General features: G+C 74.1%; 10 protein-coding genes. 6 read left to right on the top strand and 4 right to left on the bottom strand.

Annotated features, from left to right (window positions below; translation table 11 throughout):
• Positions 1–132: 132 nt before the first annotated feature.
• The 4 genes from H7H31_RS11110 (at position 133) to H7H31_RS11090 (ending at position 5,381) form a co-directional block, all read left to right on the top strand.
• Positions 133–324, top strand: a complete 192-nt coding sequence (locus tag H7H31_RS11110; protein ID WP_176163852.1) for an SPOR domain-containing protein — start codon at positions 133–135, stop codon at positions 322–324.
• A gap of 305 nt (positions 325–629) precedes the next feature.
• Entirely contained in the window at positions 630–1,034 is a 405-nt protein-coding gene (locus tag H7H31_RS11105; protein ID WP_187059813.1) for an NUDIX hydrolase, read from the top strand.
• 253 nt (positions 1,035–1,287) lie between these two features.
• On the top strand, positions 1,288–1,728 hold the full coding sequence (locus H7H31_RS11100; RefSeq protein ID WP_187059812.1) for an ATP-binding protein: 441 nt from the start codon (positions 1,288–1,290) through the stop codon (positions 1,726–1,728).
• Between the two features lie 479 nt (positions 1,729–2,207).
• Positions 2,208–5,381, top strand: coding sequence for a SpoIIE family protein phosphatase (locus H7H31_RS11090; protein ID WP_372455964.1), 3,174 nt, complete (start codon positions 2,208–2,210; stop codon positions 5,379–5,381).
• 211 nt (positions 5,382–5,592) lie between these two features.
• On the opposite strand, the gene H7H31_RS11085 is transcribed toward H7H31_RS11090, so the two are convergent.
• The 4 genes from H7H31_RS11085 to H7H31_RS11070 form a co-directional block, all read right to left on the bottom strand.
• Positions 5,593–6,360 (bottom strand): succinate dehydrogenase/fumarate reductase iron-sulfur subunit, encoded by a 768-nt coding sequence (locus H7H31_RS11085; RefSeq protein WP_176163855.1) that lies wholly within the window; start codon positions 6,358–6,360, stop codon positions 5,593–5,595.
• Positions 6,357–8,426, bottom strand: coding sequence for a fumarate reductase/succinate dehydrogenase flavoprotein subunit (locus H7H31_RS11080; RefSeq protein WP_187060691.1), 2,070 nt, complete (start codon positions 8,424–8,426; stop codon positions 6,357–6,359). The genes H7H31_RS11085 and H7H31_RS11080 overlap by 4 nt, the downstream gene beginning before the upstream one ends.
• A gap of 99 nt (positions 8,427–8,525) precedes the next feature.
• Positions 8,526–9,353: a hypothetical protein gene (locus tag H7H31_RS11075; RefSeq protein ID WP_187060690.1), complete on the bottom strand. Its 828-nt coding sequence runs from the start codon at positions 9,351–9,353 to the stop codon at positions 8,526–8,528.
• Between the two features lie 567 nt (positions 9,354–9,920).
• On the bottom strand, positions 9,921–10,205 hold the full coding sequence (locus H7H31_RS11070; protein WP_187060033.1) for a hypothetical protein: 285 nt from the start codon (positions 10,203–10,205) through the stop codon (positions 9,921–9,923).
• Between the two features lie 349 nt (positions 10,206–10,554).
• Here H7H31_RS11070 and H7H31_RS11065 point away from each other — a divergent pair, with 349 nt between their 5' ends.
• Together H7H31_RS11065 and typA are read left to right on the top strand one after the other, a co-directional pair.
• Entirely contained in the window at positions 10,555–13,296 is a 2,742-nt protein-coding gene (locus H7H31_RS11065; protein ID WP_187060032.1) for an ABC transporter substrate-binding protein, read from the top strand.
• Positions 13,297–13,566: 270 nt separating this feature from the next.
• A complete protein-coding gene (typA, locus tag H7H31_RS11060) occupies positions 13,567–15,471 on the top strand; it encodes a translational GTPase TypA (RefSeq protein WP_176163860.1) in 1,905 nt (634 codons plus the stop codon).
• Positions 15,472–15,537 lie beyond the last annotated feature (66 nt).

The following is a 15,537-nucleotide window of genomic DNA, read 5'->3' as shown; positions in this document are numbered from 1 at the left end:
ACCTCTTGGTGAGAATCCGTATCCGCTCCGTAAGGGTCGGGCGTAGGCTCGGGCATATGCGGATCGTGGTTTCCCAGAACGAATGTCGAGGGCGTACGCCGGGGGACGACCGGCCGAGCGAGGGGGTGCGGGATGACTGACAGCGGCCCCGAGCCGACGCTGCCGTGGCTGGTCGTCCGCCAGGACGACAACGGCAACCGCTACCGCGTCGGGCGGTACGCCACCAAGACGGAGGCCGAGCAGGTGGCCGACCGCCTCCACGCGCGCGGCGCCTGCCAGCTCTACGTGGTGGAACGCTCCACCGCGCCACGACGCACCGCCTGACCCACCCCGCACACCCCGTTCCACGGCACACCCCCGCACCGCGCGACTCCCCGAGCGCGCAGGCCAGTAGCGGGACCTCACTCTCACCCCACGCCCCACCGAGCCGCCGCCCCCTGCCGGCGACCGGGCAACCCGGCGACCCCGCGACCGGGCAACCCGGCGACCCCGGCGACCAGGCCCTCCGGCCGGGCTGGCGCGACCCGATGCCCGGCCGCGCGCCGCGAAGCGCGGCCCGGCGGGTGGGTGCCCCCGCTCGTTAGGGTCCTGGCTGACGCGGGACGGATGGCGATGGCGGAGGCGCAGTGATGGCGGCGGAACTGATCGACACGGTGGCGTGGGTGCGGGTGGAGGGCGGCAGGATTCTCTGTGCCCGGCCCCGGGGCAAGGACGTCTTCTACATCCCCGGTGGCAAGCGGGAGGGGGCGGAGAGTGACCTGGAGACCCTGCTGCGGGAGATCGAGGAAGAGTTGACCGTGGTTCTGGACGCGGCCAGCGCGCGGCATGTGGCCACGTACGAGGCCGAGGCGTCCGGGGTGCCGGGCGGTGCCGTGGTGCGGATGAGCTGTTACACGGCGGAGTACCGGGGGACGTTGTCGGCGAGCAGCGAGATCGCGGAGCTGGCCTGGTTCTCGTACGCGCACCGTCCGCTGGTGCCGCCGGTCGACCAGCTTCTCTTCGACGATCTTCGGGCCGGCGGCGAGTTGACGTAGGGCCGCGCCCGGCTCGGGCCCCCACGGCGCCCGGCTCGGGCCCCCATCCGGCCGGGCCGCGGCCGGGCCTCGCCGTACGGGCTCGGGCGTCCGGGCGGTCACCTCTGGAGCGCCCCGCCGTGGCGGGCCCCGGTAGGCCGAATGTGGCACCGTGCTGCCGCTCGGACGATAGGCCCACCCGAATATCGGGTATGTGCTGATTAACCCCGTCTAACGTGGACAATTCGATGGGGCTCGTCGGCGTTCAGGGGAAGTGGTGGGCGTGAACGACAGCGCAGGAGCCGTGGCGTCCACGCCCGGCTTCGCCGAGTGGAGCTTTCCCGCGGCGCCCGACTCCGTGCGCCAGGCTCGGGAGCTGGTGCGGGACGCGCTGGCGGACTGGGGCCTTAAGGCGATGAGCGATGTGACGGTCTTGCTGGTCAGCGAGCTGGTCACCAACTCGCTGCGGTACGCGAGCGGCCCGATCGGCGTGCGCATGTACTTCCGGCCGCTGCCTGACGCCGGCGGGCGGGCGCTGTTGGTCGAGGTGTCGGACCCGGTGGAGGACCCGCCTCGGGAGCGCGCCGCCGATCCCGAGGACGAGGGCGGGCGCGGGCTCCAGTTGGTGGCCTGCGCGTCCCGGCGCTGGGGGACGCGGCGGGGCACGGTGGGCAAGACCGTCTGGTTCGAACTCACCCTCCCCGCCGCCGAGTGAGCCCACCGGAAGCGGGCCGAAGGAGGCGGGCGCGTCAAGACCGGGGGCGTGGGCGCTGGAGTAACGCGTGGGGCGCGTGCGCCGGGAGATGAGCCCACCGGGCTGGCCTCTCCCCTGAACTGTCTGGTTAGAGTCGAGCTTGCCTGGTGAGGAGTCAGGCAGCAGCGGTCTGCGAGAGCGGCCTGGCCTGCCGCGATGAGCGGCCGGCGAGACCCTTCGCGGCGACGGGGGCCTGGCCGTCACGCCATGGCCCCTCGGGGGCTGATGTGGGTCCGATGGGGGGCCGCTGAAGCCCGAACGGGTTCGTGTTGGACCCGGGGGACGGCTTGTCGAGCGTTCGCGATCGCCACGTCGCACGAGAGTGCGTCGAGACCGTGCTGTGATCGTGAAGGCCGTGCAGGGATTGGCTGGAGTGCTGGATACTCGGCCTTCTGGGCCGGTCCTAGCACCTGAGCCGGAGGAGACGGGCAGTGAGCGACATGCCAGCGGGAGCGGGGACGCCCGACGGGACGGAGACCGCGCCGATGTCGGCACCGATGTGGCAGGGCAGTCCGCCGGGCTCCATCTACGACTACGTCCAGGTGGCCTCCTTCTCGCTGGGCCCGGACGGGCGCGTGGACCAGTGGAGCGAGCGCGCGGCCGAACTCCTCGGCGTGCCGGCGCACGAGGCGATAGGCCGCGACCCGGTGGAGGTCTTCGTCCCGCACGAGCTGCGCGAGCAGGGCCACCGCAAGGTCGCCGAGCTGCTCGACGGCCGGGAGTGGACCGGCCTCGTACCGTACCTGCGCCCCAAGCCCACCCCCTCCGACCAGCACACCAGCACCCCGCCCGGCACCGCCCCGGCCGCCCAGGCAAACCCCACCACCCCGCCGGACGGCCCGGCCCCCGCGCCCGGCGGCCCCGGCTCCGGCGGCCCGATATCCGACGCGCCCGCCCCGGCCCCGCACGCCGCCCCCGCGACGCATGCCGCCCCCGGCCCGTACGGCGCCCCGGAGGCGCCCCCCGTGCCCGGCCAGCGCGGTGCGGGCGGCGCCGACGAGTGTCCGGACCCGCCCGTGGCGCGGGGCACGGGCCGTACCTGGGTGGGCGGCCGTGACCCGCGCGACGAGCTCGGCGACGGGCCGTACGGGCTCGCCGAGATCTATCTGATGCCCACCCGGAACGACATGGGCGAGCGCTCCGCGCTGTGCATCGCGGTGGACGTCAGCGCGCTGCGTCAGATCGAGACCGACCTCGCGGCCTCGCAGGCCGTTTTCGGTCAATCTCCCCTGGGCTTCTTCTTCGCGGACAAGAATTTGCGCCTGATGCGGGTCAACGAGTGCTTCGCCCGCGCGTTCGGCCGTCCCGTCGACTGGCACCGCGGGCGCACCCCGTACGACTTCCTGCCGCGCGCCGAGGCCGAACGGTTCAGCGCCTCGCTGCGCCGGGTGATCGAGACCGGGACGCCGGTCACCGGGATGCAGATCGTCGGCTCGCGGTACGGCGAGACCGAGCGGCACCGCTGGCAGGTCTCGTTCTACCGGCTGCACGGCGGCTCAGGGCGGCCGATCGGCGTCGCCGGGCTGGTCATCGACATCACCGGACGGCGCCGCGCCGAGCAGGAGGCCGCCGGCGTGCGGCGCAACCTCGCGCTGCTCAACGAGGCCGGGGCCCGCATCGGGACCTCGCTCGACCTGGAGACCACCGCCCGCGAACTGCTGGCCGTCGCCGTGCCGCAGTTCTGCGACCTGGCCTCGGTCGACCTCTACCAGGGCCTGCTCGCCGGCGACGAGGCGGTCCCGGAGCTGCGGACCGCGACCCGCCCCGCGAGCCCGAAGCGCGGGCGCACCGGCGAGCCGGCCAAGGGCAGCGCGCCACTGCGCCGGGTCGCCTTCGCCAGCGCCGTCTCCGACGGCCCGGTGGCGCTCTCCGGCTACCCCGAGGCCGAGCCCGACGACCTGGCGGGCCCCATCGGCCTCGGCATACCCGGCGCCGCGAGCCACGCCGGCGCGCCCGGCCCGGCCGGCTCGGGCGGCGCCACCTCCTTCGGCGACCGGGCGCGGCGCGCGGCGGGCCGGCGGCCGGTGCAGGTCGGCGAGGCGCACCGGTACCCGCCGCACTCGCCCTGCGCCACCGCCCTGAGCACCGGGCAGGTACGCGTCGTCCCCGGCCGGGACAGCGGCGCCGACCCGGACGCCGGGCCCGAGCTGGGCGCGGTCGTCCAGTCCACGCTCGCGGTGCCGATGGTGGCCCGGGACACCGTGGTGGGCCTGGTCCAGTTCTCCCGCGCGAAGGGCAGCGAGCCGTTCGGCGAGCGCGACACCGCGCTCGCCGTCGAACTCGCCGCCCGCGCCGCCGTGTGCATCGACAACGCCCGCCTCTACCGCCGCGAGCACGAGCGCGCGCTGATCCTCCAGCGCAGCCTGCTGCCGCCGGGCGACCCGGAGGCGGCCGGGCTCGACATCGCCTGCCGCTACCTGCCCGGCAGCGAGGCCACCGAGGTGGGCGGCGACTGGTACGACGTCATAGAGCTGCCCGGGCACCGCACCGCGCTGGTCGTCGGCGACGTGATGGGGCGCGGCCTGCGCGCGGCCGTGGCCATGGGCGAACTGCGCACCGCCGTGCGCACGCTGGCCATGCTCGACCTGGAGCCGGCCGAGGTGATGACCGCCCTGGACGAGATCGCGCACGGCCTCGGCGCGCCCGGCACCACCCGCGCCTCCACCCGCACGGCGGGCCGCCAGGGCCCGGCCCGTGGCGGCAGGTCGGCCGGGGCCCGTGGCGTGGCCGGCGACTCCGACCTGTCCGAGATCTACCTCGCGACCTGCGTGTACGCCGTCTACGACCCGGTCACCCGGCGGTGCACCATCGCCAACGCCGGGCATCTGCCGCCGGTCCTCGTCCCGCAGGGCGGTCAGCCGCGACTGGTGGAGCTGCCGCCGGGGATGCCGCTCGGCGTGGGCGGCGAACCCTTCGAGGAGATGGAGTTCGAGCTGCCGGACGGGGCGCTGCTCGCGCTGTACACGGACGGGCTCGTCGAGTCGCGGGACCACTCCCTGGACGTGGGCATCGAGGCGCTGCGCGCCGCGCTGACCGACCCGCCCGTCGCCGCGGACGACGCCAGCCCCCTTGAGGGCATCTGCGACCACGTCCTGAACGCCCTCGACACGCACCACGGCGAGGACGACACGGCCCTGCTGATGGCGCGGATGCAGGGGCTGCCCGCGCACGCGGTCGGCGACTGGCGGCTGCCGCGCGAGCCTCGGTCGGTGGGCCGGGCCCGCGAACTGGCCTGCCAGCAGTTGCGCGAGTGGGGCCTTGAGGCCCTGGTGGACACGACCGAGCTGCTGGTCAGCGAGCTGGTGACGAACGCCCTGCGGTACGGCGAGCTGGGCGTGCCGCCGGCGAAGCAGGGCGGCGAGATACGCGTGCGGCTGCTGCTCGACCGGGGCCTGGTGTGCGAGGTGTGGGACGGCGGCCTGGTGCAGCCGCGCCGCCGCCGGGCCCGCGACACGGACGAGGGCGGGCGCGGCCTCCAGTTGGTCGGGCTGCTCAGCGCGGCCTGGGGCAGCCGGCGCACGCCCCGTGGCAAGACCGTCTGGTTCGAGCTGGCCCTGCCGAGCGGCGAAACGAGCGGCGTGGACCCCACCGAGGCGCTGCTGAGCATGTACTGAGGCCGTGCCACGCGACCACGTCGGCCCGTACGGGCGGGAGTCGAGCGCTCGTACGAGGGGGAGTTGGGCGCTCGTACGGGCGCGAGGTGAGCAGTCGTACGGGCATGGGTTGAGCGGTCGTACGGCATGGGAGGTGGCCCCCGCCGGGCGCGGGGCGGATTCCGTCGCGGGCCGGCGCACGGCGCGGGGGCGGCCCCGCGCCGTGGCCGGGTCACTGCCCGCGGCGCCTGATCTTGTTGCCCAGCCACACCAGCGGGTCGTACTTGCGGTCCACCGCGCGCTCCTTCAGCGGGATCAGCGCGTTGTCGGTGATCCGGATGCCCTCCGGACACACCTCGGTGCAGCACTTGGTGATGTTGCAGTAGCCGAGGCCGTGTTCCTCCTGGGCGGTGCGCTTGCGGTCGATGCCGGCCTCGTCGGCGGCGTCCAGCGGGTGCATGTCGAGTTCGGCGACGCGCATCAGGAAGCGCGGCCCGGCGAACGCGGCCTTGTTCTCCTCGAAGTCCCGCACCACGTGGCACGTGTCCTGGCACAGGAAGCACTCGATGCACTTGCGGAACTCCTGCGAGCGCTCCACGTCCTGCTGGGCCATCCGGTACTCGCCGGGACCCAGCTCGGCCGGTGGCACGAACGCGGGGATCTCGCGGGCCTTGGCGTAGTTGAACGAGACGTCCGTGACCAGGTCCCGCATCACCGGGAACGCCCGCATCGGCGTCACCGTGATGGTCTCGCTCTCCTCGAAGACCGACATCCGCGTCATGCACAGCAGCCGTGGCCGGCCGTTGATCTCGGCACTGCACGAGCCGCACTTGCCGGCCTTGCAGTTCCAGCGCACCGCCAGGTCGGGGGCCTGGGTCGCCTGGAGCCGGTGGATGATGTCGAGCACCACCTCGCCCTCGTTGACCTCGACGGTGAAGTCGCGCAGCCCGCCGCCCTCGGCGTCGCCGCGCCACACCTTGAAGTGCGCCTGGTAGCTCACCGGCTCAGCTCCTCATCCGTCAGATACTTCACCAGTTCGTCCCTCTCGAAGAGCTGGAGCAGGTCCGGCCTGATCGGCGGCGTCGCCTTGCGGGCCAGCGCGATCTGCCCGGACTGGTCGCTGACCAGGCCGCCGAGCCCGGGCTCGGCGACGGGCTCGGCCCCACTCGCCGCGCCACCCGCGAGGCCCGTGTCACCCACGCCCACCGGCCCGTTCGCCGCGCCGCCCACCGGCTCCGCCGCCTGCGCCTCCTCGGTCGCCAGCCGGCACTGGAGGTTGACCGTGCGCCAGGCCCGGTCCATCGCGGGATGGTCGTCGCGGGTGTGTCCGCCGCGGCTCTCCGTACGCTCCAGCGCCGCCCGCGCGACGCACTCGCTGACCAGCAGCATGTTGCGCAGGTCGAGCGCCAGGTGCCAGCCCGGGTTGAACTGCCGGTGCCCCTCGACGCCGGCCCGCCTGGCCCGCGCCCGCAGCCCGGCCAGCCGGTGCAGCGCCTCGGCCATCTCCTCGTGCCGCCGGATGATGCCCACCAGGTCGTTCATCGCCTGCTGGAGTTCCTGGTGCAGCGTGTACGGGTTCTCCACCGGCCCGCCGGCCGGGCCCGCGCTCGCCTCCTCGGCGCTGAACGGGCGCAGCGCCTCCGCCTCGGCCGCCGCGGCGTCGGCCGCCGCGACCACCGGCCGGTCGGCGCCGACGTCAGCGGCGTGGCGCGCCGCGTACAGGCCCGCCCTGCGGCCGAAGACCAGCAGGTCGGAGAGCGAGTTGCCGCCCAGTCGGTTGGAGCCGTGCATCCCGCCGGCGACCTCGCCCGCGGCGAACAGGCCCGGCACGCCGGTGGCCGCCGCCGTGTCCGGGTCCACCTCGACGCCGCCCATGACGTAGTGGCAGGTCGGGCCGACCTCCATCGGCTCGGCCGTGATGTCCACGTCCGCCAGCTCCTTGAACTGGTGGTGCATGGACGGCAGCCGCCGCTTGATGGTCTCGGCCGGCATCCGGGTGGACACGTCGAGGAAGACGCCGCCGTGCGGTGAGCCGCGGCCGGCCTTCACCTCGGCGTTGATGGCGCGGGCCACCTCGTCGCGGGGCAGCAGTTCGGGCGGGCGGCGGTTGTTGTCCGGGTCCTCGTACCAGCGGTCGCCCTCCTCCTCGGTGAGGGCGTACTTGTCCTTGAAGACCTCCGGGATGTAGTCGAACATGAACCGCTTGCCCTCGCTGTTGCGCAGCACCCCGCCGTCGCCCCGCACCGACTCGGTGACCAGGATGCCCTTGACCGACGGCGGCCAGACCATGCCCGTCGGGTGGAACTGCACGAACTCCATGTTGATCAGCGGGGCGCCGGCCAGCAGCGCCAGCGCGTGCCCGTCGCCGGTGTACTCCCAGGAGTTCGAGGTCACCTTGAAGGACTTGCCGATGCCGCCGGTGGCCAGCACCACCGACGGCGCCTCGATGACGAAGAAGCGGCCCGACTCGCGCTCGTAGCCGAAGACGCCGGCCACCCGCGCCCCGTCCCCGCCCGCGGGCCCCGCCTCCTTGAGCACGCGGGTGACGGTGCACTCCTGGAACACCTTGAGCCGCGCCTCGTGGTCGCCGAACTCCCGCTCGTCCTCCTGTTGCAGCGAGACGATCTTCTGCTGGAGGGTGCGGATCAGTTCGAGCCCGGTGCGGTCGCCGACGTGGGCCAGGCGCGGGTACTCGTGGCCGCCGAAGTTGCGCTGCGAGATCCGGCCGTCGGCCGTACGGTCGAACAGCGCGCCCCAGGTCTCCAACTCCCAGACCCGGTCGGGGGCTTCGCGCGCGTGCAGCTCGGCCATCCGCCAGTGGTTCAGGAACTTCCCGCCGCGCATCGTGTCGCGGAAGTGCACCTGCCAGTTGTCGCCCTCGTTGACGTTGCCCATGCTGGCCGCGATGCCGCCCTCGGCCATCACCGTGTGGGCCTTGCCGAACAGGGACTTGCAGATGACGGCCGTGCGCATGCCCTGCTCGCGCGCCGCGATGGCGGCCCGGAGCCCCGCCCCGCCCGCGCCGACCACGACGACGTCCCACGCCTGCCGCTCGACTTGCGTCATGTCTCTTGTTTCCCTCTCGCAGCCTTGGAGTTGCCCGGGCCCCGGGGGCGGCTCGCCGCCCGCGCCACGGGCGCGTTGTCACCGCTTCCGTGGGCGGTGTCAGAAGATGGTCGGGTCGTCGAAGGCTCCGATCGCCAGCAGGTACACGTACAGGTCCGCGAGCGCCACGCTGATCAGCGAGTACCAGGCGAGCTTGGCGTGCCGGGCGTTGAGCTTGCCGACCCAGCCCCACAGCTTGTAGCGCACCGGGTGCTTGGAGAAGTGCTTGAGCCGCCCGCCGACGATGTGCCGGCAGGAGTGGCAGGAGAGCGTGTACATCCACAGCAGTACGGCGTTGGCCAGGAAGACGACCGTGCCGAGGCCCATGTGGCCCCACTCGTAGTGCTCGTCGCGGAAGGCGAGCACGGTGTCGTAGGTGAGGATGCTGGCGACGAGCATCGCGGCGTAGAAGAAGTACCGGTGGATGTTCTGCATGATCAGCGGGAAGCGGGTCTCACCGGTGTACTTCTGTCGCGGCTCGGGCACCGCGCACGCCGGGGGCGAGGCCCAGAAGCCGCGGTAGTACGCCTTGCGGTAGTAGTAGCAGGTCAGCCGGAAGCCCAGCGGCAGGATCAGGATCAGGATCGCGGGGGACAGGCCCCACCAGGTGCCGACCAGGGCCCAGTTGGGGCCGTCGCGCATCGGCTCGCAGTTCTCGGCCAGGCACGGCGAGTAGAACGGCGAGACGTAGGGCGCGTCGTAGTAGTCGGCGTTGGAGAACGCCCGCCACGTCGAGTAGACGACGAAGGCGAGCAGTCCGGCCGCGGTCGCGGCGGGCGGCAGCCACCAGCGGTCGGTGCGCAGGTGGCGTTCCGGGATGGCGGCGCGCAGCGTGCCGTGCACGCCGCGCGCTCCCGTCCGGACGTGGGGGTCGGTGCCTGTGGCCAAGGGAGACTCCGCGGTGGCGTGGTAGCGGCTCGGATCTGCGGGCGGATGGGCGGATGGGCGGATGAGTGGATGGGCCGATGGGTGGACGGGGGACGGGGTGGCGGACGGGTGGGGCGGTGAGCGGTGTGGTGCGGGTGCCGTGCGGCGGGGCGCGTGGTGCGGGTGTGGCGCGGTGCGGGGCGGGTGCCGGAGAGCGGGCCGGCGCGGCGGGGTGGGCGGCGCCCCCGGGCGGCCGGTGGCGTACGGGCGGCCGCGCGGGTGCGTGAGCGCGGGCCGGCGCGCGGACGGGCGTGCGCGCGGGGGTGCGGCTGGGTGTACCGGGGCGGGATGGTGGTGCGGTGGTCGCCGGCGTCGGCCGGGCCGTACGGCCCTGGCCCGCGGCGACCGGCCGGTCGCGGGGCGCCGGCGCACCGCACGCGCCGGGCGGGCGCCGGGCCCGCCGTACGCCCCGGCGTGGTGGCGCTCCGGGGGCGCCCGGCCGGGGGAGTGGCGCGGCCCGGGCGGCCACGCGCCGTGCGGCGCGCGCCGGTGCCCGGGCCCCGGCCTGCCGGCGGTGGAGCGGCTTCACTAGGGGGCGCGGCCCTCCCGGGAGCCGAGGCCCTCGTCCTCGGCGTCCGCCCACAGCGTGCGGTCGTAGGGGGTGTCGGGGATGGGCACCCGCTCCGTCCGGACCCGTTCCGAGGGGGACGCCGCGCGCAACAGCGCGACGCTCTCGCGGAGATGGTCCGCGTCGGTACGCACCCTGCGGACGTCCAGACTGTCGGACCCGATCTGTTTCTCCAGGCGCCCGACGGAGCGGACCAGGTCGTCGAGACTTCGCTGAACGGCCGTCAGTTCATCGTGCACGGACATGACTTGTCCTCACTTCCGCGGTTGCGGACGGCGACACTCATGCGACAGCGAGTGTCGCGCGCCGCGCCCGCTGTTGGGAAGAGATCTGCCGGGATTCTGGGCGCACACCGGTCATATCGCGCCCCTCCCGCCTCAAAGACTAGACCCGCGCGAGGGCCCGATTCGGCACCGCTAGGCCGTCCGGGTGGCGCGCCTTCGCGACCACGACGCCGCTGGTCAGAATGGGCTAGGCCGGCCGGGTGGCGTTGAGTTGTGACCCGCCGTGTCGGCGTGGCGTGCCACGTGCCGTCGCCTTCAGTGGGTGATCAGTCCATCCGATGAGCGGCGAAGTCACCCGGAGGTACCAGCCATGCCCGTCGACGGCGTCACGAGGGGCCCGGCGACCCGTACCCGCCGCTGCGCCGCGCTGTTCGCGGCCGGGGCGCTGCTGCCGCTTCCGCTGCTGGCCGGGTGTAGTTCCGGGGGCGAGGACGCGGCGGCGGCGCCAGTCTCGCACGACGTCGCCGACGCCGCCCGAGCCGAGCTGTCCGGGCGCGGCACCGTGCGCTGGGCCGTGGACGCCAGGCCCGCCACCCTCAACGCCTTCCACGCGAAGGCCGACGCCGGCACCGACCGGGTGGTCGGCGCGGTGCTGCCCATGCTGTTCACCCTCGACGCGCGGGGCCGCGCCGTCCGCAACCCCGACTACCTGGAGTCGGCCGAGGTCACCGACCGCGAGCCGCGACAGGTGGTGCGCTACCGACTCAACCCCGAGGCCGCCTGGAGCGACGGCCGGGCGCTGGGCGTGGCCGACTTCCGGGCCCAGTGGCGGGCCCTGCGGGGCAAGGACCGGGCGTACTGGACGGCCCGCAACGCCGGTTACGAGCGCATCGAGCGCATCGCGCCGGGCCGCGAACCCGGCGAGGTGGAGGTCACCTTCCGCCGCCCGTACGCGGACTGGCGGGCCCTGTTCACGCCGCTGTACCCGAAGAGCGTGATGGGCGACCCGAAGGCGTTCAACGAGGGCGCCAGGCGCCAACTCCCGGCCAGCGCCGGCCCGTTCATGCCGGTCCGACAGGACGCGGACCGCGCCGAGCAGGGCCGGCGGGCCGACCAGGGCAACCCGGCCGACCAAGACGGACCGGCCGACCAGGCCGAGCGGGCCGAGCAGGATCAGCAGGCCGATCGCGGGCCGGGCACGTCGGGCGACGAGGCGGGCGCGGCCGAGGCGGCCGAGGCGGCCGAGGCAGCCGAGACGCAGAGCGCGGAGCGCGGCCCGCGTGACGGGCGGCGCGAGGACCGGGGCCGGGACCGGCACGGGCGCGCGGCGGAGGCCGAGGCCCCGCTGACGCTGGTGCGCAACCCGCGCTGGTGGGGCGATCCCGCGCGGCTCGACAAGCTGGTGCTGACACCGGTGCCGCGCGCCGAGCGGGCCGCCGCGCTGGCCTCCGGCCGGCTCGACGTGGCCGAGGTGGACGCCGCCACCGCCGACCGCGTCGCGGCGGCGGGCGGCACCGGCGAGGCGCCCGGGGTGGCGGGCGCCGAGCGGCCGGCCGGCGGGGCACCGGCCGGGGCCGGCCCGAACGTGGCCGGCGGCACGACGCCCGAGCTGGGGGCCGGGCGGGCGGGCATGGTCAGCGCGGCCGGCGCGCTGCGCTCCTGGGTGATCGAGTACGGCCCGCGACGGGAGCGTGCCGCCGCCGTACGGGCGGTGGCCGACGAGCGCGCGGCGGCGGCCCGGCGCGCGGCCGAGACCAGGGCGCTCGGCGCGTTCACCGTCCGCAGGTCCCTCGCGCCCGCCTACACCCAGCTCGCCCTGAACGGTACGGCCGGGCCGCTCGCCGACGAGCGGGTGCGCCGGGCCGTCGCGCGGGCCATCGACCGCGAGGCGCTGACCGACGCGGTCTTCGAGCCGCTCGGCCTGTCGGCGAAGCCGCTCGGCAGCCACCTGACCATGGCGGGCCAGCACGGATACCGGGACAACAGCGGCGCCCTCGGCGGCCTGGACGCCGCCGCGGCCCGCTCGCTGCTCGCCGACGCGGGCTGGCAACAGGGCGACGGCCCCCTGCCACGCCAGTCGGCGGACGCCAAGCGGGACGCCGACGAGAACGGGGAGGCGGACCCGGGTACGGACCCGGGCACCGGCACCGGCACCGGCGCCCGCCCGAACACCGGCGTGCGCACCGGCGCACCGGCCGCTGCCGACGCAGTTGCCGACACGGACTCCGACGCCGCGGATGCCGACGCCGACGCCGACGCGGATGCCGACGCCGACGCCGACGCGGACTCCGACGCCGCGGCCGACCCGGACCCGGCCGCCGACACCCCTACCCTCGACGACGACCCCGCCCCCGCCCCCGGCGATGCCGCCGACGCGGCGGGTCAGGCGGGTGCCGCGGGCGCGGCCGGCGCGGTGGCCCGCGCCCCGGGCCGGGACCAGCCGGAACGCGACCGCCCGCGGGGCCGGGGCCCGGCGGGCGACGGAGGCGACCGGCGGGGCGCCGACCGGGCCGGGGACACCGGGCCCCGGGCGCTGCCCGGTGGCGCGCCGGTGCGGGTCAAGGACGGCCGGCCGCTGCTGCTCCGGTTCGTGCTGCCCAGCGGCCCCGGGACCGAGCAGGTGCGCGAGGTCGGGGAGCGCATCGTGGCGATGCTCGGCAGGATCGGCGTCCAGACCGACGTCGTGCGCGTCCCCGACGACCAGTACTTCCGTACCTACGTCGCCAAGGGCGACTTCGACCTGGCCCTCTACTCCTGGCCGGCCACGGCCTTCCCGGCCACCGACGCCCGCCCGATCTTCGCCAAGCCGCGCCCGGCGGCCGACGGCTCGCTGCTCGTGGAGCAGAACTACACCCGGGTCGGCACCCACCAGATCGACCAGCTCTTCGAGCAGGCGTCCACCGAGCTGGACGAGTCCGCGGCGCGCAAGCTGCTCCAGCGGGCCGACGCCCGTATCTGGGCCGCCGCCGGCTCCCTGCCCCTCTTCCAGCGCCCGCAACTGATCGCGGCCCGTTCCAGCCTGGCCAACGTGGGCGCCTTCGGCCTGGCCAGCCCGCGCTACCAGGACATCGGCTACGCGAAGTCCGAGGACGCCAAAGCGGAGCGGCGGTAGACCGGTGGACGAGCGGCCCCGGTAGGGCGGCCGGGGCCGAGACGGGGCCCGCCCGCACGCGAAGGATGGGGAAAGGGCAGGTAAAGCCGGGGTTGGTGGAGCGGCCCTGAGCTGGGAACCACCGGTGTCGGGCGGGGGTGGGGGCCGGGCAAGGGCGGCCGTTGCCGCCCTTGCCCCGTACCATGGGGTAAGGCCGAGGCTTTAGGTTTGCCCGGCAGCGCGCGTACCGGACCGTACGTCGCGATCCACAATTCCGGGAGAAGCGCCGCAGTGCCCACGCGCCACGATATTCGTAACGTAGCCATCGTCGCCCACGTCGACCACGGCAAGACGACCCTCGTCGACGCCATGCTCAAGCAGGCGGGTGCCTTCGCGGCGCACGCGGCCGAGAAGCTTGACGACCGGATGATGGACTCCAACGACCTGGAGCGTGAGAAGGGCATCACGATCCTGGCGAAGAACACCGCCGTCAAGTACCACCCCAAGGACGGTGGTGACCCGATCACCATCAACATCATCGACACCCCTGGCCACGCCGACTTCGGTGGCGAGGTCGAGCGCGGTCTGTCGATGGTGGACGCGGTCGTGCTCCTGGTGGACGCCTCCGAGGGTCCGCTGCCGCAGACCCGCTTCGTGCTTCGCAAGGCGCTCGCGGCCCGGATGCCGGTCATCCTGTGCATCAACAAGACCGACCGCCCCGACTCGCGCATCGACGAGGTCGTCAACGAGACGTACGACCTCTTCCTGGACCTGGACGCCGACGAGGAGCAGATCGAGTTCCCGATCGTCTACGCCTGCGCCCGCGACGGCGTCGCCTCGCTGACCAAGCCGGAGGACGGCACCGTCCCGACCGACAGCGAGAACCTGGAGCCGTTCTTCACCACCCTCCTGTCGCACGTGCCGGCCCCCGAGTACGAGGAGGGCGGCTCGCTCCAGGCGCACGTGACCAACCTGGACGCGGACAACTTCCTCGGCCGCATCGCGCTGCTCCGCGTCGAGCAGGGCGAGCTGAAGAAGGGCCAGACCGTCGCGTGGATCAAGCGCGACGGCACGGTGTCCAGCGTGCGCATCAGCGAGCTGATGATGACCGAGGCGCTGACCCGCAAGCCGGCCGAGAAGGCGGGCCCGGGCGACATCTGCGCCGTCGCCGGTATCCCGGACATCATGATCGGCGAGACGCTGGCCGACCCGGAGAACCCGGTGGCGCTGCCGCTGATCACCGTGGACGAGCCCGCGATCTCCATGACGATCGGCACCAACACCTCGCCGCTGGTCGGCCGGGGTGGCACCGGCAAGGGCGCGGAGGCCAAGGCCGCCGTCAAGGACCGCAAGGTCACCGCCCGCCAGGTCAAGGACCGGCTGGACCGCGAGCTGATCGGTAACGTCTCGCTGCGCGTGCTCGACACCGAGCGCCCGGACGCCTGGGAGGTGCAGGGCCGCGGCGAGCTGGCCCTCGCGATCCTGGTCGAGACGATGCGCCGGGAGGGCTTCGAGCTGACCATCGGCAAGCCGCAGGTGGTCACCAAGGAGATCGACGGCAAGCTACACGAGCCGATCGAGCGCATCACCATCGACGTGCCCGAGGAGCACATGGGCGCGGTCACCCAGCTCATGGGCACCCGCAAGGGCCGGATGGACAACATGTCCAACCACGGCTCCGGCTGGGTGCGGATGGAGTTCATCGTCCCCTCGCGCGGCCTGATCGGGTTCCGTACGGAGTTCCTGACCAACACCCGTGGCACGGGCATCGCGCACTCCATCCACGAGGGCCACGAGCCGTGGTTCGGCGAGCTGGTCACCCGTAACAACGGCTCCCTGGTCGCCGACCGCGCGGGCTCGGTCACCGCGTTCGCGATGACCAACCTCCAGGAGCGCGGCGTGCTGTTCACCGAGCCCGGCACCGAGGTGTACGAGGGCATGATCGTCGGCGAGAACTCGCGCTCCGACGACATGGACGTGAACATCACCAAGGAGAAGAAGCTCACCAACATGCGCTCGGCCTCGGCCGACTCCTTCGAGGCGATCGTCCCGCCGCGCAAGCTCTCGCTGGAGCAGTCCCTCGAGTTCTGCCGCGACGACGAGTGCGTCGAGGTGACGCCGGAGGCGGTCCGCATCCGCAAGGTCGTCCTCGACCAGAAGGAGCGCGGCCGGGCGGCCTCGCGCGCCAAGCGCTAGCCACCGCGCGCCAAGCGCTGAGCACCACTCACCGCGCGGGCCTCGCCGCCCGCGCGCCGGGTGGGA

It is taken from the genome of Streptomyces buecherae (genome assembly GCF_014295035.1).
Classification (GTDB): Bacteria; Actinomycetota; Actinomycetes; order Streptomycetales; family Streptomycetaceae; genus Streptomyces; species Streptomyces youssoufiensis.
This window is presented reverse-complemented; position numbering and strand designations above follow the sequence as displayed.